20 protein-coding genes are annotated in these 25009 nt (G+C 62.9%); 13 read left to right on the top strand and 7 right to left on the bottom strand.

The window, feature by feature from the left end; genetic code table 11:
• Positions 1 to 65: 65 nt before the first annotated feature.
• From C6V82_RS02975 to C6V82_RS02965, 3 genes are all read left to right on the top strand, one after another.
• Entirely contained in the window at positions 66 to 677 is a 612-nt protein-coding gene (locus C6V82_RS02975; RefSeq protein WP_102589390.1) for a sigma-70 family RNA polymerase sigma factor, read from the top strand.
• Positions 674 to 1426 (top strand): anti-sigma factor, encoded by a 753-nt coding sequence (locus C6V82_RS02970; RefSeq protein ID WP_102589389.1) that lies wholly within the window; start codon positions 674 to 676, stop codon positions 1424 to 1426. Before C6V82_RS02975 ends, C6V82_RS02970 begins: the two co-directional genes overlap by 4 nt.
• Positions 1427 to 1539: 113 nt before the next feature.
• The gene (locus tag C6V82_RS02965) at positions 1540 to 1968 is read left to right on the top strand and encodes a DUF7282 domain-containing protein (protein WP_102589388.1); all 429 of its coding nucleotides are present in this window, start codon (positions 1540 to 1542) and stop codon (positions 1966 to 1968) included.
• Positions 1969 to 2100: 132 nt separating this feature from the next.
• On the opposite strand, the gene C6V82_RS02960 is transcribed toward C6V82_RS02965, so the two are convergent.
• From C6V82_RS02960 to C6V82_RS02945, 4 genes are all read right to left on the bottom strand, one after another.
• Positions 2101 to 3141: a TRAP transporter substrate-binding protein gene (locus C6V82_RS02960; RefSeq protein ID WP_102589387.1), complete on the bottom strand. Its 1041-nt coding sequence runs from the start codon at positions 3139 to 3141 to the stop codon at positions 2101 to 2103.
• A 32-nt stretch (positions 3142 to 3173) separates the two neighbouring features.
• Positions 3174 to 4460, bottom strand: coding sequence for a TRAP transporter large permease (locus C6V82_RS02955; RefSeq protein ID WP_180978342.1), 1287 nt, complete (start codon positions 4458 to 4460; stop codon positions 3174 to 3176).
• 11 nt (positions 4461 to 4471) lie between these two features.
• The gene (locus C6V82_RS02950) at positions 4472 to 4984 is read right to left on the bottom strand and encodes a TRAP transporter small permease (RefSeq protein WP_102589386.1); all 513 of its coding nucleotides are present in this window, start codon (positions 4982 to 4984) and stop codon (positions 4472 to 4474) included.
• Positions 4985 to 5128: 144 nt separating this feature from the next.
• Positions 5129 to 6016 (bottom strand): MurR/RpiR family transcriptional regulator, encoded by an 888-nt coding sequence (locus tag C6V82_RS02945; RefSeq protein ID WP_102589385.1) that lies wholly within the window; start codon positions 6014 to 6016, stop codon positions 5129 to 5131.
• Between the two features lie 153 nt (positions 6017 to 6169).
• Between C6V82_RS02945 and C6V82_RS02940 the strand changes: the two genes are divergently transcribed.
• From C6V82_RS02940 to C6V82_RS02895, 10 genes are all read left to right on the top strand, one after another.
• Positions 6170 to 7393, top strand: coding sequence for a diaminopropionate ammonia-lyase (locus tag C6V82_RS02940; RefSeq protein WP_102589384.1), 1224 nt, complete (start codon positions 6170 to 6172; stop codon positions 7391 to 7393).
• Positions 7386 to 8615, top strand: coding sequence for a Zn-dependent hydrolase (locus C6V82_RS02935; RefSeq protein WP_102589383.1), 1230 nt, complete (start codon positions 7386 to 7388; stop codon positions 8613 to 8615). Before C6V82_RS02940 ends, C6V82_RS02935 begins: the two co-directional genes overlap by 8 nt.
• Before the next feature lie 19 nt (positions 8616 to 8634).
• On the top strand, positions 8635 to 9555 hold the full coding sequence (locus C6V82_RS02930; protein ID WP_102589382.1) for an N-carbamoyl-D-amino-acid hydrolase: 921 nt from the start codon (positions 8635 to 8637) through the stop codon (positions 9553 to 9555).
• A gap of 299 nt (positions 9556 to 9854) precedes the next feature.
• The gene (locus C6V82_RS02925) at positions 9855 to 10619 is read left to right on the top strand and encodes an AzlC family ABC transporter permease (RefSeq protein WP_102589381.1); all 765 of its coding nucleotides are present in this window, start codon (positions 9855 to 9857) and stop codon (positions 10617 to 10619) included.
• Positions 10612 to 10950, top strand: a complete 339-nt coding sequence (locus tag C6V82_RS02920; RefSeq protein ID WP_102589380.1) for an AzlD domain-containing protein — start codon at positions 10612 to 10614, stop codon at positions 10948 to 10950. Before C6V82_RS02925 ends, C6V82_RS02920 begins: the two co-directional genes overlap by 8 nt.
• Positions 10951 to 11046: 96 nt before the next feature.
• Positions 11047 to 12933 carry a methyl-accepting chemotaxis protein gene (locus tag C6V82_RS02915; RefSeq protein ID WP_102589379.1) on the top strand — a complete coding sequence of 629 codons (1887 nt, stop codon included), beginning with the start codon at positions 11047 to 11049 and terminating at the stop codon, positions 12931 to 12933.
• Between the two features lie 190 nt (positions 12934 to 13123).
• Positions 13124 to 14128 (top strand): ABC transporter substrate-binding protein, encoded by a 1005-nt coding sequence (locus C6V82_RS02910; protein ID WP_180978341.1) that lies wholly within the window; start codon positions 13124 to 13126, stop codon positions 14126 to 14128.
• Entirely contained in the window at positions 14125 to 16629 is a 2505-nt protein-coding gene (locus tag C6V82_RS02905; protein ID WP_102589377.1) for an EAL domain-containing protein, read from the top strand. The genes C6V82_RS02910 and C6V82_RS02905 overlap by 4 nt, the downstream gene beginning before the upstream one ends.
• Positions 16630 to 16672: 43 nt before the next feature.
• Positions 16673 to 18394 carry a DUF7125 family protein gene (locus tag C6V82_RS02900; protein ID WP_102589376.1) on the top strand — a complete coding sequence of 574 codons (1722 nt, stop codon included), beginning with the start codon at positions 16673 to 16675 and terminating at the stop codon, positions 18392 to 18394.
• Positions 18391 to 18708: a thioredoxin domain-containing protein gene (locus tag C6V82_RS02895; protein ID WP_102589375.1), complete on the top strand. Its 318-nt coding sequence runs from the start codon at positions 18391 to 18393 to the stop codon at positions 18706 to 18708. The genes C6V82_RS02900 and C6V82_RS02895 overlap by 4 nt, the downstream gene beginning before the upstream one ends.
• 28 nt (positions 18709 to 18736) lie before the next feature.
• Here the strand turns inward: C6V82_RS02895 and C6V82_RS02890 are convergent, their stop codons facing one another.
• From C6V82_RS02890 to C6V82_RS02880, 3 genes are read right to left on the bottom strand one after another with little or no spacing between them, the layout of a single operon-like run.
• The gene (locus tag C6V82_RS02890; protein ID WP_102589374.1) at positions 18737 to 23452 is read right to left on the bottom strand and encodes an eCIS core domain-containing protein; all 4716 of its coding nucleotides are present in this window, start codon (positions 23450 to 23452) and stop codon (positions 18737 to 18739) included.
• Between the two features lie 34 nt (positions 23453 to 23486).
• Complete coding sequence (locus C6V82_RS02885) at positions 23487 to 24245, bottom strand: hypothetical protein (RefSeq protein ID WP_146009693.1); 759 nt, start codon at positions 24243 to 24245, stop codon at positions 23487 to 23489.
• On the bottom strand, positions 24242 to 25006 hold the full coding sequence (locus C6V82_RS02880; RefSeq protein WP_181247808.1) for an eCIS core domain-containing protein: 765 nt from the start codon (positions 25004 to 25006) through the stop codon (positions 24242 to 24244). The genes C6V82_RS02885 and C6V82_RS02880 overlap by 4 nt, the downstream gene beginning before the upstream one ends.
• Positions 25007 to 25009: the final 3 nt, after the last annotated feature.

Genomic DNA, 25009 nt, shown 5'->3' with positions numbered 1-25009 from the left:
CGCCGCCACGGCCATGCAGGGCTCCCAACGTCTTCCCATCGGGCCACATCACCAGGGCACCGCGCATGCCAGACGCCTCATGGTCTTCCTCGACACCCGCCGGGGCTTCGACCTCGTCCGACTCGTCACCCGCTTCCTCTATCGAACGGCTCAACGGCCTGCTGCATCGCGTGGCGCAAAAGGACCGCAAGGCCTTCGCGCTGCTTTACGAGGCCACCTCGGCGAAACTCTACGGCACGGTACTGCGTATCTTGCCGAACAAGGGGCTTGCCGATGACGTGGTACAGGAGGCCTTTGTCAATATCTGGCAGAAAGCCAGCCAGTTCGATGCCGGGCGGGCCTCGCCGATCACCTGGATGGTGACCATCGCCCGTCACCGTGCCATCGACGAAGTGCGCCGACAGCCCACCAAGCGCATGGAAAGTGAAGACGCCCTGGACCACACGCCCTCGACCGAGCCCACCGCCCTTGATCGATTGCACCATGAGCAGCAATCCCGGCGCCTCGATCAATGCCTTGAAGAACTCGAGAAGGATCGCCAGGACATGGTGCGGCTGGCCTATCTCGATGGCTGGTCGAGGTCGGAACTGGCCGCGCATTTCGATGAGCCGCTGGGCACGGTGAAAAGCTGGCTGCATCGCGCGCTCAAGCAACTCAAGGGGTGTCTGGCATCATGACCGACCGTGACGATCTCGACATGCTGGCGGCGGAGTTCGTGCTCGGCACTCTGGAGGCCGACGAGCGGGCCTGGGTGGCGCGTCGTCGTGATCATGAGCCCGAACTGGACGCCCTGATTCTCGACTGGGAAGCGCGCCTTGCGCCACTGGGCGATGAGGTGCGGCCGGTGACCCCCGACCCGTGGCTGCTGGGGAGCATCGAGCGCCGCATCGAGGCACTGGAAGCCCCCGGGGAAAGGCCCGAAAGCGAGGCGACGAACGCCCAGGTCGCCTTGCTCCACAAGCGGCTCAGAATCTGGCAATGGAGTACCGGCCTTGCCAGCGCCGCGGCACTGGCGCTGGCGATCCTGCTGCTCACGCCAGTCGGCCAGTCACCGCAGGAGCCCCCTTTCGTTGCCGTGTTCCAGCAAAACGACCAGCAACCGGCCTTCATGCTCTCCGTCGACCTGAACCGCCGGCAGCTGAACGTGCTGCCGGTCAGCGCCGAACCGCTCCCCGACCGTTCCTACCAGCTGTGGATCAAGGAGGATTCACTCGGCCCCGACCCCCGCTCGGTAGGCGTGCTCAACGCGGATCTGACGCTGGATGCCGCCGCCCTGCGTGACTACGACCCCGACCTGCTCAGGCAGGCGACGTTCGGCATCAGCATCGAGCCCCTGGGCGGCTCGCCCACCGGCCAGCCCACGTCACCGGCGATCCACGGTTTCCTCTACCCCACCGGCCAGCAGGTACCTCAACAGCGCCTGTGAATTTTTTCCATCAGGCTGCAACCTTCCTCGCTCGCACTCCGTAGCTATGGGCAGACTCACCGATACACCTTCCACCTGGTGGGTCGTGCCCAGACAGCAAGGAGAGAATGAAGATGAATAAGCTCGTGGCAAGCGCATTTGTGACCGCCTCTCTGCTCGCCGGTGCCTCCCTGGCCCAGGCGGACATGCACTCGGACATGCACCCGGAGGTCTGGGCCGATGATCAGTCCGTCTCCGGCGGCACGGTCTCGGCGGAGAAGATCGTCGCCGACCAGAATGGATGGCTGGTGGTGCACCGCACCGACGAAGCCCGCAAACCCGGCCCGGTGGTCGGTTACGCGCCGCTCAAGGCCGGTGACAACATGGACGTGACGGCGATTCTGACCGAGGAAGTCAGCGCCGGGGAACCCCTGATGCTGATGGTTCACAGCGAGGAAGGCGGCATGCAGACAGGTATTTTCGAGTACACCCTGGGTGCCTCCGAAGACGGCCCGATACGGGTGGACGGCGACCTGGTGATGACCACCATCACCGCTCAGTAACTCCGCATAGACGGCAATACCACGTGCGGGGCCGGCAATCGGCCCCGCCTTTCGCTCGTGGCCCGTCAATGCACGGCTCCCTGGCGTCTTGGACGCCAGGGAGCCGTGGTCATGACGTTTTCAGCAAGCGTCTCACTGAGCCTGTTCGATGGATTCCATCAGGCTATCGAGCAGGGCCACGCCCTCCTCTCCGTACTGGCTTTCGATGGTGTCGAGCACCGCCGGCTGGCTGGCGTCGATGAATGCCTGGCGCTGTTCGCTGCTCAAGGTATTGATCTCCATTCCCTCCGCCAGCTTGGGCAGCCCTTCGTCTGAGGCTTCGATGATCCGTGACATCGCGCGTCCGGCATCCACGGCCACCTTCGAGGCCCAGTCGATCACCTTCTGGTGCTCTTCGGAAAGCCCTTCGTAGAAGGCATCGTTGATCAGCCACACATAGGGTGTGATGAGGTGGTTGCTGATCGTCATGTACTGCTGTACTTCCTCGAAGTTGGCGAACGAGGTTTGCAGGATCGGGTTCATCTGGCCATCGGCCACGCCCGTCTGCAGCGCCGTGTAGACCTCCGACCAGGAGATCGGCGTGGCTTCCCCCCCCAGTGAGTTGATCATGGTTTCGTGGGTATCGAGGGTCATGGTGCGAACGCGCAAGCCCTCCATGTCCTCGATGCTCTCGATGGGACGCTGTGAGTTGGTGAAGTGGAAGAAACCACCACTATCCAACAAGCCGATCACTTTCAGACCCGAGGTTTCCGCTTCCATGTCGGCGGCGAGTTGCTGGCCGAAATCGCTGGATAGATCGATCACGTCCGTTGCCACCCCGATGTTGGGGAAGGCGAAGGGAATGTCGAAGATACCGATTCGCGGGTAGTGCTCGGCAACACCGCCAGCCGAGGAGATGGAGGACTCGACGATCCCCTGGCTGACCTGGTTGATGGCATTGGCATCGTCACCGAGCTGCCCGGAGGGATAGCCCTCGACCTGTATCTCGCCGCTGGTGGCGGTCTCCACGAGTTGCTTGAATACCGCCACCATGGCGGCGGAGTGACTGCTGGTCGGCTCCGGCGGGTTCAGGTGGGCGATGCGCAGGGTCGTATTGGCCTGCGCCGTGACGCTTGCCGCCATGCTCAGGGTCAATATCGCAGCAACGAGAGGTGTCCGATTGTTGTTGGTCATGGTGGTCTCCTCGGTGGGTCGAAGGGTTGGCACTAGTTAGCCAGTCCGAGCATTCTCGGGATGAATAGTGTGATCGGCTGCCAATAGGCAGTAACGATCAGCACCAGGAGCTGGGCCAGGATGAATGGCCACAGAGAGCGTGTGATGGCTTCGATGCGTTCTCCGGTCACCGAGGCCAGCACGAAAAGGCAGGCGCCTACTGGCGGCGTCATGAGCGAAATGGTCAACGACAGGATGATGATCATGCCGGCATGCACGGGCTCCAGGCCGATGGCCAGCGACAGCGGGGCCAGTACCGGGGCAAGAATGATCAGTGCGGCGTTGATGTCCATGAACAGTCCGATGAACAGCAGCATCGCGACGATCATGCCGACGATCACATGCGGATCTTGCGAAATGGACAGGAAACCGCTGGCGATCAACTGGGGAATCTGGTTGAAGGTCATCCACCAGCCCAGGATCGATGCCGAGGCAATGATCAGAAAGATGATGCCGGTGATCAGGGCCGTACGCGCGAGCATGGCGTAGAGGTCGCGCAGTCTAACGTTGCGGTAGACGAACACCCCGATGAACAGCGCATAGAACACCGCCAGTGCCGCTGCCTCGGTCGGGGTGGTGATGCCGGTGAGAATGGAAGCCAGGATGAAGACCGGGAGGATCAGTGCCAGCAGGCTACGGCGGAACTCCTTGAGGATACGCGACAGGCTGGGGCCACGGTCGTCCTTGGGAAGGTTGAGCCGGCGAGCCGTGGCGGCGATCAGGCACATGCACACCAAGCATAGCAACAGCCCGGGGATGATACCCGCAGCGAACAAACCGGCAATCGAGACGCCCATCAGCGAGCCGTAGATGATGGCCAGCGTAGAGGGCGGAATGATCGGCCCGATGATCGAGCCGGCAGCGGTGACAGCGCAGGCATAAGGACCACTGTAGCCGGCCTTTTTCATGGCAGGCACCAGGGTGTTACCGAAGGCGGCGGCATCAGCGGTCGCCGAGCCGGTGAGGCCGGCGAACATCACCGAGGCGAGCATGTTGGAATGCGCCATGCCACCGCGCAGCCAGCCCACCAGAGCCTGGGCGAAGTTGACCAGATTCATGGTCAGACCCGAGCGATTCATGATCTCGCCGGCCAGGATGAAGAACGGCATGGCGAGAAACGGGAAGAGGTTGAGGCCGGAGAAGAAACGGTCCGGCACCATGGCCAGGAAGTGACCACCCCCCATATCCAGGATGCCCACCATGCCGGCCACACCGAGCACGATGCCTACCGGCATGCCAAGAAACAGGAGCATGAAGAAAGCCGTTGCCACAATGATCATGGGGGTCTCCTTCAGGCCGTGCCGGAAGCCGGTTGGGTGTCTCGATGCAACAAGTCACGCAGCGCCGAGAGAGTGAGTTGGATACAGGCGACCGCCGAGGCGAGCGGGATGATCAGGTAGGGATAGCCACGTGGCATGCCGTAGATCATGGTCGATTGACTGAATCCACGTTCCACGTAGGTCAACCCGTGGTAGAAGATCACCGCGAAGAAGACGAAAGCGATCAGGTCGAAGGCCAGCGACAGCGTCATCCGCAGTGGCCGTGGTAACCGGTTGAACAGCAGCAACACGCCGACATGCTGCCGACGGCAGATACCGAGGGATACCGATAGCAACGCGACCCAGATCATCAGGTAGCGGGCCAGCTCTTCGGTAAAGGTGAGATTCCACGGCAGCACGTAGCGGGACAGGATGCCCAGCCATACCACCAGTACCAGTACGCTGAGGATGGCAACGCTGCAGCGTTCCACCCAGGTATCCAGCCAGCGGCTGATTCGTGTCAGGTTATCGGCCAAAGCGCTCATGTGATGCCACTCCTGTCGAGGTTCGTTGTCTTTGTCATGTCGTGGCGCGCCTCCCCCTCTTTTATTATTTTTAAACCGGTTTTCAGACCGGTGGCCGGGCCGGTTTTCAGGTCGGTCTCAGACCTGGTTTCCGGCCTCGATTGGTCATGTGTGCGTTTCTCCCTTGGTCAGCCAGGTATAGGCATTCAACTCGTCGAGCGAGTCATGCAGGGTTTCGATGCGCTTGAGGCGTTCCTGCCTGTGCGTGATGTCCTGGTGGAAGAGCGTCGTGCACAGCAGGTTGAGCAGGCTCATGCAGGCGCTGTAACTGTCGAACAACGACTGCGATTGCACCTGGCAGGTGAAGGTCCAGGTCGCTTCAAGGCGCTTTTCACAGGATGGGTCGGTGATCAGCAGGGTGTTGGCCCCCTGAGCATGCGCGGTATCCAGTACCTGCTTGACCTGGTCGACGCGCCTGCGCAGTCCGATCAGTACCACCGTATCCCCCTCTTCGATGTCCACCAGGTCTTCCGCCAGGGTCTGCCCCGTGCTGGGAATCAGCGAGACACCGGCGCGCAGGATTTGCAGCTGACGCCGGAGGTAATCAGCCAGCATGTAGCTGTTGCGAAACCCGGCGACATGGACGTGGCGTGATGTACTGAGCGCATGCACGGCCCTTCTCAATTGATCGGGACGAATGCTTTCCAGGGCTCGGGTCAGGTTCTCGCGCTCCTGGGCCAGGTGGTCCTCAATGGGCTGGCTGGGCATGGTGCGCTGCTCGGTACCCGATGACAGATACACCGGCGACCCCCAGCGCTTGGCCTCTCGCACTTGCTGGCGCGCTTCGTTGAAGTCCTTGTAGCCCAGGCGCTGAAAGAAGCGCGAAGCGGCGGCGCGCGATGTACTGGCGGCCTCCGCCAGCTCACCGGCACTGTACGAGGCGATATCCCCCGGAAAGCTCAGCAGCAGATCGCCCAGGCGTTTCTCCGCCTTGGGGAGGTCGTCGTAGTGCGCCTCGATGCGCGCTTGCAGCGTGTCGTTGTGTTCGCTCATGCGTTAACCCTGCCATGATTTTCTAAAAATGAAAACATATTTTCAGTTATTGACATATTAAAAATTAAGTTCCAGATTAGTCGCCACGCCATTCCCGACATTCGAGGATGTAGAGAATGGTTGCGACTCTCTCGTTACCCATCAGGGGCCGCCATGCAAACGCTAATAACACATGATTCTGTCTCCCTTTTTTCGAATCCCCGCGCGGTAAATGGACAGCCGATCGGCGAGCGGCAACGCGCCGTGCTCGACCAGGATTCCATGCGCCGTGCCCGGGATGAAATCGCCACCTGGCCCGGCTATGCACCCACGCCACTGATCTCGCTGCAGGGCCTTGCCACGGCGGCCGGGGTGACATCACTGGATTACAAGGACGAAGCACGCCGCTTTTCCCTCAAGAGCTTCAAGGCCCTGGGAGGGGCCTATGCGGTGTTGCAGTTGCTCAAGTCGAAGCTGCCCGAGGGTACTACCGCCACGGACCTTCTGGCAGGACGACATCGCGAGCGGATCTCGTCGCTGACGGTGTGCTGCGCCACCGATGGCAACCACGGCCGCTCGGTGGCCTGGGGGGCACAGCAGTTCGGCGCGAACTGCGTGATCTACTTGCACGCCACGGTATCCGCCGGCCGTGAGGAGGCCATCCGCCAATTCGGTGCCGAGGTACGTCGCGTCAGGGGCAATTACGACGATTCTGTGCGCCAAGCAGCACAGGATGCCGAGGCCAATGGGTGGTTCGTGGTCTCGGATACATCCTATCCCGGCTATATGTCGGTACCCCGCGATGTCATGCAAGGCTACACGGTGATGATTGACGAAGCGGTGGCACAACTCGACGAAGCGCCGACGCACTGCTTCGTGCAGGGCGGCGTGGGCGGCTTGGCGGCTGCTGCCCTTGCCCAGCTGTGGGAAGCCTATGGACCACAACGGCCCCGTGTGGTGGTGGTGGAACCGGATCGTGCCGCCTGCCTTTACGCGAGTGCTCGCGCCGGTTCGCCCGTCGCTGTCGAGGGCGAGCTCGATACCTTGATGGCGGGCTTGGCCTGCGGCGAGGTGTCGTTGCTGGCCTGGGAAGTGCTCGACGAAGGGGTGGATGACTTCATGACGGTGACAGACGATGCCGCGGTGGAGGTCATGCGCCTGCTGGCAGAGGGCGTGGGTGGCGATGCACCGCTGGTGGCGGGCGAAAGCGCCGTGGCGGGGTTGGCCGGTGTGCTGATCGCACGCCAGGACCCGGCATTGAGCGAGCGATTGGGTCTCGATGCCCACAGCCGAATCCTGCTGATCGGCAGCGAAGGCGCCACCGATGAGGCAGTCTACCAGGCGTTGGTCGGGTGCAGCTCCAGCGACGTGCTACAAGCGGAGGTGGGCCATGCATGAGTCACTGCGTATCGATGGGGCGCGTTTGCTGGAACGCCTTCGCTCGCTGGGTGAACTTGGCGCGCTGCCGGGAGGCGGGGTATGTCGCCTGGCGTTCAGCGAGGAGGATGCCTGGGGGCGTGAGCGTGTCATCGGTTGGATGAAGGCACTCGGGCTCGAGGTGTCGATGGATGCGATGGGCAATGTCTTCGGTCTGCGGCCAGGCCGCGAGCCTGGGCCGCCGGTAATGACCGGCTCGCACATCGATACCGTGCGCACCGGGGGGCTCTATGACGGCACACTTGGTGTGCTTGCAGGACTCGAGGTTGTCGAGACCCTGAACGAAGCGGGCATGACAACCCAGCGGCCGTTGTGCGTGGCGTTCTTCTCCAACGAGGAAGGTTCGCGATTCGCGCCGGACATGATGGGCAGCCTGGTCTATGTAGGTGGCATGGCGCTGGAAGAGGCGCTGGCCACCAAGGGCATCGATGGGGAGCGGGTGGCGGATTGCATGCAGGCCGTGGGTGCGTGCGGCGAACAGGCGGTGGGTCGACCGGACGTGCATGCCTTCGTCGAACTGCATATCGAACAGGGTCCCGTGCTCGAGGAATCGGGCATCACCATCGGGGCCGTGGAGAGGGTACAGGGTATTTCCTGGACCGAACTGACGTTTACCGGTGTGTCCAACCATGCCGGGACGACCCCCATGCGCATGCGCCGTGATGCTGGCCATGCGGCCATGGCCACAGGCGCTTTCGTGCGCGAGTTGGTCACCCGCATCGGTGGCGACCAGGTGGGAACGGTGGGCGCACTGGCGCTTTCGCCCAATCTCGTCAACGTGGTACCCAATTGCGCCACGCTGACGGTCGACCTGCGCAACACCGACAATGACCAGCTGACACGGGCTGAACGTGAACTGGGCGAGTTTATCGACGCCCTGGCCGAACGTGAGGGGATACAGGTGGAATCGCGCCAGCTGGCCCGCTTCGACCCGGTACCGTTCGACCCCGCCATGGTGGATCGCGTGGAATCCTGCGCATCCGCGCTGGGACATTCCGTGATGCGCATGCCCAGTGGTGCCGGACATGACGCGCAGATGCTGGCCCGGGTGTGCCCGACGAGCATGATCTTCGTGCCCAGCGTGAACGGCATCAGCCATAACATCGAGGAATTCACCGAGTCGGCGGACCTGGAAGCCGGGGCCAATGTCCTGCTTCAGGTGATGCTGGATCTCAGTCGCTGAACGACAAGGACGCAACCGCATGAGTCGAAAATTGATGATCGGGGCTGCTCAACTCGGCCCCATTACCCGATCCGAGACCCGCGACCAGGCCGTGGCGCGTATGGTCGCGCTGATGCACCAGGCCAAGGCGCGAGGGGTCGAGCTGGTGGTGTTCCCCGAGCTGGCACTGACCACCTTCTTTCCGCGCTGGTATTTCGAGGACCAGGACGCTATTGATGCGTTTTTCGAGCGCGAGGTGCCGGGGCCAGCGACCCAGCCGTTGTTCGACACCGCTCGAGAGCTGGGAATTGGCTTTTACCTGGGGTATGCCGAGCTCGTCGATGCAGCGGATAGCAAGCAGCGCTATAACACCTCGATTCTGGTCGATGGCGCCGGCCATATCGTAGGCAAGTACCGCAAGGTGCACCTGCCGGGACACAGCGAGCATGAGCCGTGGCGGTCCTTCCAGCATCTGGAAAAGCGCTACTTCGAACCAGGCCAGGAAGGGTTCGAGACGTGGCAGGCGTTCGGCGGCACGGTGGGCATGGCGATATGCAATGACCGCCGCTGGCCCGAAACCTACCGAATGCTGGCGCTGCAAGGCGCCGAGCTGATGCTGCTTGGCTACAACACGCCCATTCACTATCCCCCGGTACCGGAGCATGACCACCTGCAGGGGTTCCACAACCATTTGTGCATGCAGGCCGGTGCCTATCAAAACGGCATGTGGGTGGTCGCGGTGGCCAAGGCGGGGCGCGAGGAAGGCTGCGAGCTGCTGGGGCAGAGCTGCATCATCAGCCCCACCGGCGAGATCGTGGCCATGGCCAGCACACTGGGCGATGAGTTGATCACCTACGAATGCGATCTCGATCGAACCAAGGAGATTCGCGACCATATCTTCAACTTTTCCCTCCACCGCCGTCCCGAGCTCTACGGGCTTATCGCCAAGCCCTCGCGGTGATTGTCGAGACGTCTCTCCCGTGTCGTGGGCAGCACCCCGCGCGCGGGCCTTCGCCGTGTGCCGGCAGCCCCGCACGCTTCCACTTCCCGCCAACGCGATCCGAACTGTCTGACCGGATTCCTTGACGAACGCCCGTACCTTTTATAGAACGTCCTTTCCTATAGGGCGTCCCTTCTTATAGAACGTCCCTTCGCCGGCCAAAGCCTCACCTTCTCCGCCGACCGTCCTCACCTTTGCCGCACCTGGCAGACCAGGGCCACGCTGCTGCTCACCATCACGTATCACGAGGAGCACACCTCATGAAGTCGCATGCCGCCTCCTCGCCTTCCCACGCCTGGCTTGCCGGCATGCGCGAAGCCATTCCGCTGCTCGGTGGCTATGTGCCGGTGGCCATCTCCTTCGGGCTGATCGCCACCCAGGCCGGCTTCGACGCCTGGGAAGCCGTGCTCATCTCGGTACTGGTGTATGCCGGTGCCTCGCAGTTCCTGTTCGTCGGCATGGTCGCCGCCGGGGCGCCGCTGTGGCTGGTGGTGGCCATGACCCTGCTGATCAACCTGCGTCACGTGGTCTATGCCCCCAATCTGGCGCCGTGGCTCACGCCCAGCCGTGCCTGGCCCTCGTTGATGCACGGCCTCACCGATCAGGTCTTCGCCCTGGCCCTCGCCCGCCTGCCGCAACTGCCCGCCTCACAACGCCTCGGCTGGTTCGGCGGCGCCGCCCTGCTGGCCTGGGCGAGCTGGATCGGCGGCACGGCACTGGGTGCGCTGGCAGGCGGCGAACTGATCGCCCGCTGGGCGCTGATGGGCGAGATCCTGCCCTTTGCCCTTCCCGCGCTGTTCCTGGTGCTCATCGCGCCCCGCTTCACCTCCCGGCGCTGGAGCCTGGCCCTCGGGCTGACCATCGTGGTCGCCTTGGCGCTGACCATCCTGGAATTCACCAACCTGGCAATTCCCCTCGCCGCCGCCTGCGGCGCGATGTGCTTTCAGGTCATGACGTTCAGCCCCGCCAAGCCCGCCAAGCCCGCCAAGAAAGAACAACACACGCAAGGAGAACGCCATGAGTAGCGCGCTGTGGATCGCCATCCTTGCCTCGGCGCTGGGCACACTGCTGATGCGCCTGCTGCCGCTGCTATGGATGCGCCGCCGCCTCGAGCGCCTCGGCGACGAAGACGGGCTGGACGCGATGCCCCAGTGGCTGAGCATGCTTGGCCCGTTGATGATCGCCGCCGTCTTCGGCGTATCGCTGATGCCGGTGAAGCCCGACGCCCTTTCCTGGATCGCCACCGCCATCGGCATCGCCGCAACCTTGGCCGTGTGGTGGCGCACACGCACCCTCGGCTGGCCGGTGGCGGCTGGTGTAGCGACCTATGGCGTGATCGTGACGATTTTGGGGTAAAGCCTACAGTTCCTCCCTCCCCCGCCGATACGGAACTGACCAATTGGTCAACACAAGCATCTGCGCCCTGACGGAGCGCGAGCCAGGGGGAAAACCGTGAAGAACCTGACGATTGCCCAAAAGCTGATGATCGGCATCAGTCTGAGCATGATCCTGATCGTGGGTGGTGCCACCGCCATCCAGTATCGCCTGTTCAGCGACTTGATCACCGACCGGGTCACCCAGGACGAACTGCCCGCGACACTGGAAAGCATTCGCAATGACATCAACGCCACCTTGACCGGGCCGATCACCACCGCACAGGGGCTGGCCAACAATGGCTATCTGCATCAGTGGCTGGCCAGAGGGGAGTCACGCCGGGATAGCGAGCGCGCCGTGAACCACTTCCAACGGCTGCAGCAGCGCACCGGGGCCAACACCGTTTTCTACGTCTCGTCGCTCAGCGGCAACTATTACACGGCGAATGGCGTCGATCGCACCCTGAACCCTGAGCAGGACCCATGGTTCTACCACCTGGTCGACGATGCGGGCAGCCCCGAGTACACGCTGGATGTGGATTCCGAAGACGGTGAACTCAAGGTCTTCATCAACCACGTGGTGGAGATGGACGGCGAACGCGTGGGGGTCGCCGGGGTCGGCTATACCCTCGACGCCATGGCAGACACGATCAGCACCTACCAGCTTGGCGACACCGGCTCGGTGTTCCTGGCAAGCCAGGAGGGCATCATCAGCGTACACCCCGAAGGCGCCGCCATGGCCGGCCAGTCGGTAGCGGAGCTTCCCGGCTGGACAACCCGAGCCGCAGAGTTGCTGGCAGGCGAAGGCTACCGCTATACCACCATCACCGACGAACATGGCGCCGAGCAACTGGTCGCCGCCATTGAAGTGCCTGGCACCGACTGGGTCGCCTTCGCACAGATACCGCGCAGCGAGCTGTTCGCCGACCTCAACCGGGCGGTGTTGATGGTCATCCTGATCGTGGCCGTGATCGTCATGGCAAGTCTTGCGCTATTCACCCTGCTGCTGCGTGCCCTGTTCCGCCCCATCCGGCGCACCGCCGATGCCATGCGCGACATCGCCGATGGAGATGGCGACCTGACGCTGCGCCTCCCCGTTCAGGGCAAGGATGAAGCGAGCGAACTCGCCATCCAGTTCAACGCCTTCGCCGACAAGATGCATGATGTACTGGCTCAGGTCAGGAGCAGCAGCGACGCCGTAAGGTACGCCGCCCAGGAGATCGCCAGCGGTGGACGGGACATGTCTCGGCGCACCGACCAGGCGGCTTCCAGCCTGCAGCAGACCTCGGCCTCCATGGAGCAGATCACCGGCACGGTGGAGAACACCTCGGCCTCGTCACGCGACGCCAGCACCCTTTCGCAATCCGCCGCCAAGCTCGCCCAGGGCACCGGCGACACGGTCTCCCACGTGGTCACCACGATGAGCGATATCCAGCACGCCTCGGAACGCATCGGCGACATCATCAAGGTCATGGATGACATCGCCTTCCAGACCAACCTGCTGGCGCTCAACGCCTCGGTAGAGGCGGCCCGCGCCGGCGAAAGCGGCAAGGGCTTTGCCGTGGTGGCAAGCGAGGTCCGTCAGCTGGCCACGCGCAGCGCCCAGGCCTCAAGAGATATTCGTGGCCTGATCGAAGCCTCGGGCGACAAGGTGCAGGGCGGCACCCGCCTGGTGCGCGATGCCGGCAGCGCCATGAGCGAACTCGTCGAGGTGGTGAACCGCGTTGCCGGTATGCTGGGGGAAATCAGCCACGCTGCCAGCGAGCAGAGCGATGGCATTGGCCAGGTCAACATCGCCGTGGCCGAGCTCGACCGCATGACCCAGCAGAACGCCGCGCTGGCGGAAGAATCCACCTCGGCCGCCGAACAACTGCGCGAACAGGCCGACCGGCTCGCGGAACTGGTAGGCAGCTTCAAGCTCAACGACACCCGGCAGGACAACCCGCGCTACCTGGCTCTGACCTAGCGCTCGGCAAACCAGCACAAGGCAGCGACAGCAAGCAAGACAAACACTTATTGATCCCCTTGCGCGCCAGGGCACATACTGCAGGCAATAGATAGCGACACCCCTAACATGGATGCTGCTGCGCATGCGGATTCAACCATCATGCCGTCCGGCATGGTGCTGGACACGAGAATCGCTGATCGCAGGAGGAATGTGCCTTGCCCTGGCGCTCGGGGCGTCGTGCGCCCATGCCAGTACCCATGACCCCGTGCGCCTGTTCAGTGTCGCCTATCTCGGTGATCTACCGACCCTGATCGCCTTGGATGAGGGCAGCTTTCAGCGCCAAGGCCTGGATGTTGTGTTCGAACGCCGCCAGTCAGGCAAGCAGACTATCCAGGCGTTGCGTGCCGGTGAGACGGACATCGCCCTCATGGCGCCGACACCCCTGGTGCTCGATCTGCTGGAGACCCCCCATACCGGCGGGGCAGAGGATCCCCTTGTCATCGCCAGCCTGGTGTATTCCAGTCGTCTCAACCACGTGGTGGCGCTACGCCGTCACGATATTCGCACCCCCACGGACCTCGCCGACAAGCGCGTCGGCCTGATGGCCGGTACCAATGCCGAGTTCCTCTGGTGGCTCTTCACCGCCCTCCACCGGATCGATCCCGAGGAGGTCCGGGTCATCGACCTGCCCGCCTCCTCCCTGCCGCAGGCGCTCCTCGAAGGAGATATCGACGCGGCCGTGCTCTGGGAGCCGTGGACATCGCGCGTGGAAACGATGCTGCCGCAAGATGGATTGACCTTTCTGCCCGGCAGCAACATCTACACGGAGAACTGGATTTTGGTCGCCAGCCGCGGGGTGCTGCAACGGCGCCCCGAGACGATCCAACGCCTGCTTTCCGCCTACCAGCAGGCCATCGATGCGATAGACGCCGACCCGAAGGGCGCCCTGGCGACGTACGCCGAATCCATCGAGCTGGATACCCTGCACGCCCTGCATGATGATGATCTCCCCCTCTTCGGCCTCAGCCTGGACTGGTCATTGCTGGCGTCCCTGCAGCAACTGGTGCAATGGGCCGAGGACACCGGCAAGCCCATCACCGAGCCGCAACCCGGCATCCTGTCCTGGATTGACGCCAGACCCTTGCAAACGCTGCTGCCCGCTGCCGTCAGTCTCCCGATGGGCGCCGCACCTCCCGAGGTCTCCTCGCCGTGAAACTGCGTCGCCTCTCACTCATCAGCATCGCCAGCTGCTTGCTGGGCCTGGCCGCCCTCGGGCTGGTCGGTGTCTACAGCCTGTCACAGGTGCAGGACAGGCAAGCAGCGATCGCTTCCTTGTTGCAGCTCCAAGGCCGTATCGACAACTTTTCCGTGGCCAGCGACAACCTGCTGTTGCAGGGTGCCGACCCGGCACTGTGGACGGCCTATCGGGACGACGCCGCCGCCATCCAGGTCCGCCTGGCGCCTCTGGTCGAGGACCACCCGGGTGCCCAGCGGGCCATTCGCCATATCGACTATATCGTCGAGGAGCTGGCGCGTTTCCAGGTGCCTGAGGACGAGCGCCCCGGCGTCACCCAGGATGAGCGCCAGAGCATCGGTCCCCTGGCCCTCCCCCTGCGCAGCCAGATCATCATGAGTCAGGTCGCCGGCTTCGGTATCGCCCTGGATACGGCCCTCCAGGAGGTGGTGCATCAACGCCAGGCGAGAATCGCCCAGGATACCCAGAGGCTCTCCATGGGGTTCGGGGTGGCCGCGGCACTCTTCGCCGCCCTGTGCATCCTCGCCTTCGGCGTCATCTTCAGGCGCATCGATGGCCCCCTGCGGGTCCTGACCCATGCCTCCCGGCGCGTGGAGGCCGGCGAACATGGCGTTCGGGTGCCGTTCCAGGGGACCGATGAATTCGGTGAACTCTCCCGCGCCTTCAATCGGATGCTCGACCAGCAGGACAGCATGATGGAGACCCTCTCCGGCGCCCTGGCCACGCGTCGAGCGTTGATCGACTCCCTCCCCGCCCATATTGCGCTGCTGGATGGCGACGGCAAGATCCTCGACGTCAACAATCAATGGCGGCACTTCGCCACCCTCAATGACTGGAAGGACACCAGCGCAGGCATCGGCAGCAACTACCTGACCATCTGCCGTAACGCTACCGGCGACTGCAGCGAGCAGGCGCTGGAGACCGCCGAGGAGCTGGAGGCCGTGCTGGCGGGCGACCAGGACGCCTGTACCATCGAGTACCCCTGCCATTCCCCGGACCAGCAACGCTGGTTCCGCATGATGGCCACCCGCTTGGCGCCTGGCCATGACACCGAGGGCTTCCTGGGTGCCGTGGTGATGCATGTGGATATCAGCGAACGCAAGCTGGCGGAAATCGAGCTCACTCGGCAGGCCTATCAGGATCCGCTCACGGGTCTGGCCAATCGACTGGGATTCATCGGGGCCTTCACGCGTCACCTCGACCGCCACGGCTGGCATCCGCAGGCCATCATCGCCCTGCTGGATATCAGGGAGATGCGCAATGTCAACGATGCCCACGGCTACGATATCGGGGATCGCCTGCTGATCGAAATGGCGCGGCGCCTTGAAACGCATTTCTGCGACAACACCCTGATCGGGCGGATCAGTGGCGACCAGTTCATTGTTTTCCTGCCCGATGACGCCACTTCCCGCCCCCTCGAGCGCCTCGACGCACTGGCCGACATCTTCCAACGGCCGGTGTACCTCAAGGACATCGTCATCGAGATTTCGGCCCGTGGCAGCTACACCCTGCTCGGCGAGGACGAGCGCGGCGCCGAAACCCTGCTGCACGAGGTGGAAATCGCCCTGCACGAGATCCGCCAACGCGACATCAAGACCTTTTATCGCTACAACCGAGAGATGGATCGGGTTGCACAAGAGCGCCTCGACTTGACCCGCGACCTTCGACGGGCCCTGGAGAATGACCAGTTCGAGCTTCACTACCAGCCCAAGGTCGACCTGGCCACCGGCACGGTGAAGGGCTGTGAGGCGCTGATCCGCTGGTTGCACCCGGTGCGTGGCATGCTGATGCCCGGCCAGTTCATTTCGGTCGCCGAACAGAGCCAGTTGATCGGCCCGATCGGCGACTGGGTGCTGTTCCAGGCTTGTCGCCATCTGCGCCAGTGGCAGGATGCGGGCCTCGACCTGGTCCAGGTCTCGGTCAACGTTTCGGTGGACCAGTTCCGCCTGGGCGACTTCACCCACAAGGTACGCGATGCCCTCGAGACCCATGCCATTGACCCGGCGGCGCTGACCCTCGAGATCACCGAAAGTGTATTCAGCGATGAATCCGAACTGCTGCGCCGGCAGATCAATGACCTGCATGCGCTGGGGGTCAGGCTCTCGCTGGATGACTTCGGCACGGGCTACTCGTCGCTGCTTTACCTTCAGCAATACCCCTTCGACGAGATCAAGATCGACATGGGGTTCGTGAGGCGAATTCTCGACGACCCGCTCAATCGCAACATCGTGTCCATGATCCTGGGCATTAGCCAGGTGCTCGGGGCCGACACCGTGGCGGAAGGGGTCGAGAATACCGCCGTGCGCGATGCCCTGCTCGAGTTGGGATGCCACATCGGCCAGGGTTACTATTACAGCATGCCGCTGGAAGTGGAGGATTTCCGCTGGCTGCTGGAGAAGCACTCCCGCCTGCCCCTGACGCCACGCCCCCTCGGGGCGGCCAAGGATGACACGAGATGACCCATGATTCCCGACGATTAGCGATTGGCCGCCTGGAGACTCGATGAACGACACCGACACGACAGCGGAGCACGGACTGGTCAAGCGAGCCACCGGCATTCCCCACCTGGATGCGGTCACCCATGGCGGGCTGCCGGCCGGCGGGGCCACCATGGTGGTCGGCGAGCCAGGATGCGGCAAGACCATCATCGGCTTGCAGATCCTGGCAAGTGCCCTGGCCTGTGGCGAAGGGGGGGTCTTCATGAGTTTCGAGGAGTCTCGCGAGCAGATCCTTCGCAATGCCGATGCTTTCCACTGGGGGCCGCAACTGCGCGAATCGCCACGCTGCGAGATCATCGACGGCCAATCGATGAAGGGAGCCGACTTCTCCGGGGCATTCGATATCGACGGGCTGCTCGCCGTGCTCGACCTGTGTATCGGACGCGTGGAAGGTACCTGGATCATTCTCGACGGCATCGACCAGTTGCTGCGTCGCCAACCCGACAACCAGATAGCCATCGACCAGATCACCCAACTCAATGACTGGAGCATCGAACGGGGCTATTCCCTGCTGCTGACTGGCAAGCATACGGGCAATGACAGTGCCCTCCAGCCGAATCACCTCACCGGCATCGAGTTCATGCTGAACACCATCCTGGTGCTGTCGAGCACGCTGGTGGACAAGCGCCTCAACCGACGCTTCCGCATCGCCAAGTATCGGGGCACTCCCCACAACCCCAATGAACTTGCCATGCTGATCGACGATGCCGGCATCCAGCTCCCCTATGCCGTGCCCTTCGTGGCCGACGCGGTACCTGCCGCCGGCCAACGCATCAGCACCGGCATCGAGCGCCTCGACAGGATTCTCGAGGGCGGCGTCTACCGTGGTTCGGTCACCCTTGTCTCCGGCCAGCCCGGGACGTCCAAGACGACACTGGGCGCCGCCTTCGTCGCGGCGGCCGCCAAGCGAGGCGAGCGGGCATTACTGGTCAGCTTCGACGAATTCGCCCGCCAGATCGTGCGCAATGTCTCGACCCTGGGCATCGACCTGCAGTCGCCTATCGACAGCGGTCACCTGCGGGTCGTCGCCCGGGCAAGCTGGGATAGCCTGGTGGAAGAGCATTACATGGCGGTGCTGGCGCTGCTCGATGATTTCTCGCCGGATTGCCTGGTCATCGACCCGGCCTCGGCCCTGCTCAAGTCCACCGGCACCGAAAGCGCTTTCCTTGCCCTGGAGCGTCTGCTCGCCGTGACACGTACCCGCGGCATTACCACCATGCTCACTTCGCTCTCCGAGGCCGATGATCCCTTCGGCGAGTCTACCCTGAGCCATGCCTCGACCCTCGCGGATACCTGGATCGTGCTGCGCTACCAGGTCAACGGCGGCGAGCGAAACCGTTCGCTGTCGGTGGTCAAGTCGAGGGGCACGGCTCACTCCAACCAGGTCCGCGAGATGACCCTCTCCCCCCAGGGGGTCGATCTCGCCGACGTCTACCCCTACGGCAGCGAGGTCTTGATGGGCACCGCGCGTGCCCAGAAGGAGAGCGAGGAAGCGGCCCTGCGCCAGCGCCAGGTCAAGGAGCGCCTACGCCAGCAACAACGGCTGGAAGTGGAGATCGAAAGCACGCGCGCCCTCATCCAGCAGGGCCAGGCCGAGCTGGAACGCCTGCAGGAAGAGCTGGTGGCCGAGCATCAGGACCAGGCGCAGACCGATCGCGGCGCGAGCCAGCATCAGGACAGCATTCTGCGACGCCGGAGCGCCGACCAGGGAGGGAACGACCAGTGAACCGTGCACTCGCCGACCACCACCATTCGCATGACGCCACGCTTATCCTCTTCATCACCGGCGAGGCGCCGCGTTCACGTCGGGCCCAGCAACACCTGAAGACCGCCCTCGCGGCTAGCGGCGCTGATCTCGCCCCGGCCCGAGAGATCGATTTGCTGAGTGCCCCCCAGGAGGCCATCGATTTCGGCATCTTCGCTACTCCCGCGCTGATGATCATCGATGCCTCGGGTAAGCGCCAAGTGCTCTACGGGGACCTCTCCGATGGCCACAGCCTGAGCCACTTTCTCGCGGCGCTTTCGGCGCCAACGCCATGACAGGCACCAATAGAGGGGCATGCTGGCGTTACACCGCCTCCACGGCGCCCTGCAGTACAGCCCGAACCTGTGGGGCGCGTTCGTTGATGTAGGTGAGCGAGGCTTTCTCGGACTGGCTCAGTCCGTCCAGGTTACCCTCGTTGTAGCGTTGGTAGGCGGTCAGCAAGGTCGCGATTCGGGCCGGCCCCAGGGCCAGTGCCTGATTGCCGCTGTCGCTGTCGTTGTCGTTGTCGTTGTAGGTGTCGACAGCGCTCTGGATGTCCGCTTCTGTGCGGTCTTCGCTTGCCACGCCATCCAGTGCCTGTTTCAGCGCGCCATCCAATTGGTACGTTCTGGATGAGGTGCGGCTGGACTCCAGCACGTCGCCCTCGTAATGGCCACCGCCAACGACGTCTTCGTCGTTCAGGCCTTGCGTATCCGCCCTCGCCTCTCGCTCCTCCGGGCTCAATGCATTGGGGTTACGGTGATCCTCATCGGGGGCTTTTTCATAGTGGGAGACAATGGTCTCGGTGAAGGCATTGGCCTGGCCGCCATCGGTCTTCTTGATGTAGGCCTCGCACTGGAATTGCGCGTTGATCCAGTTATCCGGGTCTTTCTGCCCCGGGTGTGCGATATGTTCACTGGGGTTTTTTACCTCAACGCGGTAGTAGACCCAATAATGATCGATGTTGACCCAGCGCTTGACGATGCTTTCGACGTTGGTTTCATGCGAACGGTTGGCTTCGGCGGTGATCGGGTAGAGGTTTTCCTTTGATCCGGGCCCACCAATGTTGTCGTTCAGCAGGTGGCCCTTGATGTATTTGGATGGGTTGACGTTTTTCTTTTCGGTGACCAGATTGCCCATCACACCGGACAGCGCGCTGTCGCTGGGCCCCGAGCCCTGGGCGTGAGAAGGGCCGAGGCTTTGCGCCTCCATCTTGACGCCTACCGAATCTCCGGCGGCCGAGCCGGTCCGGTAGTTGATCTCGTTGGTAAGGTTCAGGCCTGGCGTATCGCCTTTCAGGTTTTCAGCGACCGATACCCGCAATTCGTTACCGGCCCGCAGGCGGACTTCGATGCGCTCGTTGTGTTCGACGAAACTGACCTCGTCGAGCGCCAGACGACGTTGGATGCGTTCGAAATACGCCGCCATGGCATCCGTGTCTTCCACCTGTTCCTGAACCAGCATCACCAGTTGCCGGCCTGCATTTAAATCCACCTGCTCCTCTTCGCTCGAACGCGGCACCGCGACCGGCTCACCCCCGAGCGCCTGCAGCGTCAGCGGCGTCGGAACACGCCCCCCGGCGGTCTCCTCGCTGCCGACCATCAAGGGCGTGAGGTGCACGGCCAGTCGATCGAACAGGGTGTTGAGTTCTTGCCGTTGGTCGCTGATGTCGTCGCCGGCCCGTTCGCGGGTGCCCATGGACTGACGCAGTTGGGTGATCTCACGATAGATCCGCTCGGCATCGGTCTTGTGGGCTTGCTTCTGTGCGTGCCGGGGGTCGGCTTCCGGGATCTGCAACTGGTTCAGGAAAGCGCCAATCGGCTGCGGATGGCTGGCGATGATCAGCTCGCCCCGCTCGCCTTCGAAGTACAATTCGTGTGCTTCGCCGGCCTCATCCTGGAACGCCTTGCGCTGCTCCCACCAGTTGCGCACCAGTGCGACCCCGGAGCGCAGCATGTCGATAAAGCCCCGCCCCACGCGCAGCGCGGTTTCGATGATCCAGTCAAGCGCGTTATTGATGCGCCCGCGAATGCCTTCGACCAGTTCGCTGATGCGTTCGCCAAGCCGGCCGAGACCGAACTGGTTGGCGAGAAACCCCACCACGATGGGGATGGAATTCGACAGGGCGCCGACCAGAAAATCGACCGCCGTGACCAACTTGCCCTTGGCAAGGTCGGCGATGCCTAGCGTGACGGAGGCGACAATTTCAAGCATTTCAGCCATGTACTGCGCGAAGGATTCGATCGCCCGGTAGATGGCGATCAGTGCATTGATGACCGGCGTGATCCCGCTGACATCCAAAAGCGACAGCAACCAGCGTGAAGCCGTGGAAATAATGGCCGTATTGACCCAGGTGACCACAGCACCGAGCACGGTATTCCACAAGTCCGATATCCGCTCGCGAATCATGTTCCACAGGCCGGTCAACCCCTCGTTCACGGCAACGCTGATCCACTCCCAGGCACCCTGCATCATGTCGATGGCGCCGCGTATGCGCTCGACCACCGGGCGGCCGACATGCTCTGCCAGGCGATTCCAGAGGTTCTCCATGGTCAGGCCCAGCAGTTGGAACACGAAATTCAGAATGGACCGGAAGCTGGTGATATCCGGTGGTGTCAGGCCCGCCTCCTCTACCTGGCCAAACAACCAACCGCTGATACCGCCGAACAAGTGGGAGAAGATGTTACCGAAGAATTGACTGGCTCCCTCCTTCATCGCCCGCAGCATGTTGCCGAGAAAGCCGATCGGGTCCATCAGGATGTCGCTGAACGCCTGGGCGGCATTGGCGACGATGCGCACCACCAGTTGCGCGGGAATGCCGATCAAATCCAGCATGCGCCGGAAGAAGGTCCAGAGCGCGCCCATCAGGTTGCCGTCGACGAATATCTGCTCCAGCACCCGCAGCGCCATGGCCTGGAGACTCGCCCATATATCGCCCGCGGCGGTCAGTTGCTGGAACAGAGGAATGCGCGACAGGATCTGCTCGAGGAAGAACGTCTTGATCGGGTTCTTGATACACGCCGGCAGTACCCACCAGATGGGGCCCAGCAGAAAGTCCGGCAACCGCTTGAGCAGGTTGCCCAATACACCGACGATTCGGTTGAGCGCATTGAGCACCGGTTCGATGAAAGCGGACAGCTTGACCAGCCCGTTGCCGATGGCGGCAAACAGGCGCTTCACGGTGTCTTCGGCCCAGGTCTTGACGTTGCCAAGGGCGTTCGACAGCCAATCGAAGGCGCTGCGCATGCCGCTGATGATCGGTGCGGTCGAAAGCCTGGTGAGAAATGCCTGCCCCTTTTCGACGATGCCACCGATCTTGCCGGCCACCCATAGGCCGGTGGTCGCCAAGGTGCCCTGAAACGCCTGGATGCGGTTCAGAATGGCCGGCAGGATTCGGTCCCGAAGGCTTGCCTGATTTTCCGCTACATCACCGCCTTCGCCCTGGTCCATGGCTTGCGCGGTGGAGGCCACCTCCTGCAACCAGCCGTTGACGGTTTCGCGGAAATTGGTGATGGCCTCGAGGGGCAGCACCTCTTTTACCTTGTCGACCACCTCCTGAATGGGCTGGATCACCGGCTGCAGTTCGGTCTTTATCGCGCTCCAGGCCGAGGCCGCCTTGTCCTTTACCCAGTCGATCAGGCCACCTTCGCTGTTGCCGCTGCCGCCCATGCCCAGCTTGTCCTTGATCCAGTCCCAGGCGTTACCGACCATGGAACGGATGGCATCCACCACCGGCCGGGTCCAGTCCCAGATTTGCTGGCCGAGGCCCTTGATGTAGTCCCAGGTATCGGCAGCGACATCCTTCAGCCAATCGAGCACCGGCGCACCGAACCGATCCCAGACGTCGGCAAAGAAATCGCCGATGGGCGTGAAGAAATCGGTGATGCCGTCCCAGGCATCCTGGGCCAGGCTGGCGACCATATCCTTGAGTTGGCGGAGCGCGGCGAACAACGGCTCGCAATTGCCCTGGGCCAACCCCTGGGTAATCTCGACCATGGTGGTCGCGAACCCCGAGAACCGGGTGACCAGTTGGGACAGCACCGGGCTCTTGTCACCCAGCCCCTCCAGGATCGAGCCCGTGACGTCGGCGATCTTGTCCTTGAGGTAGCCGAAAAAGCCCTTCTCGCGGATATCGTCGACCAGGTCCATGAACGCATCCGGCGCCACCCGGCGGATAACGGCCCAGATCGCATCCGCGCCGGCCGCCACCACATCCCGTGCCCTGTCGCCGGCGTAATCCAGCGCATCGCCACCGGCATCCACCAGGGCGCCGCCGGCACGGCTCAAGGCATCGCCGACGCCCAGATCCCAGTCTCCCTGTAGTTGTGGACGTAACAGTTGCGGGCGGGCCGGAAGGAGGGAACCCCCCGAGTCAGCGTACGATAGCCGCGGCGCACCGCCCTGCTGAGCCACATGCGTCAGTTCATGGGCCAGCAGGTGCTGGCCCGATGTCGTATCCGGCCGATAGGCGCCTTCGTTGAACAGGATGTGGTTGCCGTAGGTGATGGCCCTGGCGCCAAGACGGCGAGTCAGTTCCAGGGCGCCGGGTCCGGTGTGTATTCGGGCCGCACGGAAATCGTGACCGAGAGAATCTTCGAAACGCAGGATCGTGCGCTCGGGCAGCGGTTTGCCGCCGGTGAGCAGGCTTCTGACCTTTTGCCATAGGCCGCCGGCCAGCAAGGCTTCGCGGGCCTCGCTGGCATTGTCCCCGAGCTCGGAATCACAGTTTACCGGCTCATGAGCGGGCGGGTTCGTGGCATCGTTGGCCGGTTGAGCAGGCGTCACGCTGCCAGGCTCGGGCGGCGTTGTCGCGGGCTGTAGCTGTTGCGCCAGGTGTTGTGCTTCATGCTCGTACTGGCTGTTCGCTGCGCCGACCTTGGGAGCGGTGATGGACGCAATCGACGCACGCGGAGACGCGTGCGACTGACCATCAAGAATCCAGCGCACCTGTCGATCCTGAGTTCGGCCATGGCGATGACGGTGACGCTTGGTCGCCGGCGCCTTGTTGGTCACTACCTGTTGGTGCGTGCGCGCAGGCATTAGTCGGCCTTACCCCCTTGGTCACGCCACCCCGTTAGCGCGGGGGACACTGGCTATCCCAGGAATTGACCCCGAAGATGTCTGCCACGAAGGAGGCATAGCACTCGGGGTTGCCAACGCGTTGAGCGCTGGTGTTGGCATTGTGATGGTCAAGCCTCAACCGGTTGTGGCCGAGTTCGTGAATGATCCCGATGGCCTGCTGGGATTCCGAGTAGCCGCTGGTGAAAAAGTCCGGGCACATATTGATTCGACGATGATTACGCCCCACCTGCGTCCATAGCACCCAGTCGTCGCGGCAGGCATTGCGACAGCGGTAGTTGATGCCGTTGGAGAGATGCCCGGCCATGCGGCTCAGCCGATCGGAAAGCGACCCCAATTCACTGGCTTTGGCGGCGTCTTCATCGGCATGGCGGCTTCGATCGAAGCGGTCACGGAATCCGCCCCGCACTGCCGGCGGCGGGCCGAACCGGTCTTCATACGCCTGATAAACGCGGTTCTGGCTCACGTCGATGTCTTGGCTCAGGCTGAACCCCGCCAGGGTGCTCAATACCGTGGCGCCGTGGAGATAACTCTCGGCGTGGCCATCCGCTCCGCGGATGATGTCGCCGGCATTATCGGGGATGCCATGCTGGTTGGCCTGACAGGAGCGAATTCGATTGACCGATGCTTCAACGTCGTCATGCAACGCGGTGGACACACTATCCGCCTGGCGATAGCGGGAGCCCCCCACGGCAGGGCTCGAACGTCTCCGAGCGCAAGCGTGGCTTTTGGAAATGCAGTGTTTCCTGGTCATGGCGAGCCTCCTGACCCGTCACTGCGCTCGCCGAGTTGTTCCGTATTTGCCTGGCCTTCAGACTCATTCAAAGGCTTCAATTGCTTGTGTGAATCCTGCTGCAGGGTATGTGTCAGTTCATGTGCCAACAGCCATTGGCCACGGCGGGTATCCGGCTGGTAATGGCCCTGTCGAAAATAAATGTGCTGGCCATAAGTGTAGGCCTGGGCGTTCAGGCGCCGGGCCTGTTCGTCCGCCTGCGAATGGGTGTGAATTCGCACCGGGCCAAGGTCTCGGCCAAAGCCCTTGGAAAACCGCTGCTGCAAAGGCCTTGGCATGGGTTGCCCGCCATTGGCCGGGGGTAGGCCGGAAGCCTGGGACGGCGCAATCGTGGCCGACTCGGCCTTGGCCTGGACGTTTACCTCCTGTTGCTCCTCTTCCTCGCACTCTTCACACAGGCGCTGTGCCACATCCGTGTTGGTAGTGTGGATTGCCTTGTCGGCACTCGCCCCTTCGGTGACCCGATCCGCCATCCAGTCCGCCTCCTGCTCGAAACGATCATCGGGCGCGCCGACATTCAACTTTGCCTGAACCAACTTCGTCTGAACCAACTTGGTCTGAACCACCGGACCCGATGAATCCCGGATATGTACCTCGGCGGGTTCGCCATACAACACCTGCCCGACAGGCTGAGCCTGATGATGGATGCCGTGGGCGAAGCTCGGCTTGCCGGGCCCACGCTTTCCGGTTCGATGGCCCTTGCGGGCCTGCCATAGTTTCATTGT

It is taken from the genome of Halomonas urumqiensis, from assembly GCF_003028575.1.
Lineage (GTDB): Bacteria > Pseudomonadota > Gammaproteobacteria > Pseudomonadales > Halomonadaceae > Halomonas > Halomonas urumqiensis.
The sequence above is the reverse complement of the archived record's forward strand: the minus strand, read 5'-3'. Positions and strand labels throughout refer to the sequence as shown.

Excerpts from the sequence above, each read along its gene's own strand:
- C6V82_RS02975 (WP_102589390.1), top strand. The coding sequence starts at position 66 with ATGCCAGACGCCTCATGGTCTTCCTCGACACCCGCCGGGGCTTCGACC.
- C6V82_RS02970 (WP_102589389.1), top strand. The coding sequence starts at position 674 with ATGACCGACCGTGACGATCTCGACATGCTGGCGGCGGAGTTCGTGCTC.
- C6V82_RS02965 (WP_102589388.1), top strand. The coding sequence starts at position 1,540 with ATGAATAAGCTCGTGGCAAGCGCATTTGTGACCGCCTCTCTGCTCGCC.
- C6V82_RS02960 (WP_102589387.1), bottom strand. The coding sequence starts at position 3,141 with ATGACCAACAACAATCGGACACCTCTCGTTGCTGCGATATTGACCCTG.
- C6V82_RS02955 (WP_180978342.1), bottom strand. The coding sequence starts at position 4,460 with ATGATCATTGTGGCAACGGCTTTCTTCATGCTCCTGTTTCTTGGCATG.
- C6V82_RS02950 (WP_102589386.1), bottom strand. The coding sequence starts at position 4,984 with ATGAGCGCTTTGGCCGATAACCTGACACGAATCAGCCGCTGGCTGGAT.
- C6V82_RS02945 (WP_102589385.1), bottom strand. The coding sequence starts at position 6,016 with ATGAGCGAACACAACGACACGCTGCAAGCGCGCATCGAGGCGCACTAC.
- C6V82_RS02940 (WP_102589384.1), top strand. The coding sequence starts at position 6,170 with ATGCAAACGCTAATAACACATGATTCTGTCTCCCTTTTTTCGAATCCC.
- C6V82_RS02935 (WP_102589383.1), top strand. The coding sequence starts at position 7,386 with ATGCATGAGTCACTGCGTATCGATGGGGCGCGTTTGCTGGAACGCCTT.
- C6V82_RS02930 (WP_102589382.1), top strand. The coding sequence starts at position 8,635 with ATGAGTCGAAAATTGATGATCGGGGCTGCTCAACTCGGCCCCATTACC.
- C6V82_RS02925 (WP_102589381.1), top strand. The coding sequence starts at position 9,855 with ATGAAGTCGCATGCCGCCTCCTCGCCTTCCCACGCCTGGCTTGCCGGC.
- C6V82_RS02920 (WP_102589380.1), top strand. The coding sequence starts at position 10,612 with ATGAGTAGCGCGCTGTGGATCGCCATCCTTGCCTCGGCGCTGGGCACA.
- C6V82_RS02910 (WP_180978341.1), top strand. The coding sequence starts at position 13,124 with ATGTGCCTTGCCCTGGCGCTCGGGGCGTCGTGCGCCCATGCCAGTACC.
- C6V82_RS02900 (WP_102589376.1), top strand. The coding sequence starts at position 16,673 with ATGAACGACACCGACACGACAGCGGAGCACGGACTGGTCAAGCGAGCC.
- C6V82_RS02890 (WP_102589374.1), bottom strand. The coding sequence starts at position 23,452 with ATGCCTGCGCGCACGCACCAACAGGTAGTGACCAACAAGGCGCCGGCG.
- C6V82_RS02885 (WP_146009693.1), bottom strand. The coding sequence starts at position 24,245 with ATGACCAGGAAACACTGCATTTCCAAAAGCCACGCTTGCGCTCGGAGA.
- C6V82_RS02880 (WP_181247808.1), bottom strand. The coding sequence starts at position 25,006 with ATGAAACTATGGCAGGCCCGCAAGGGCCATCGAACCGGAAAGCGTGGG.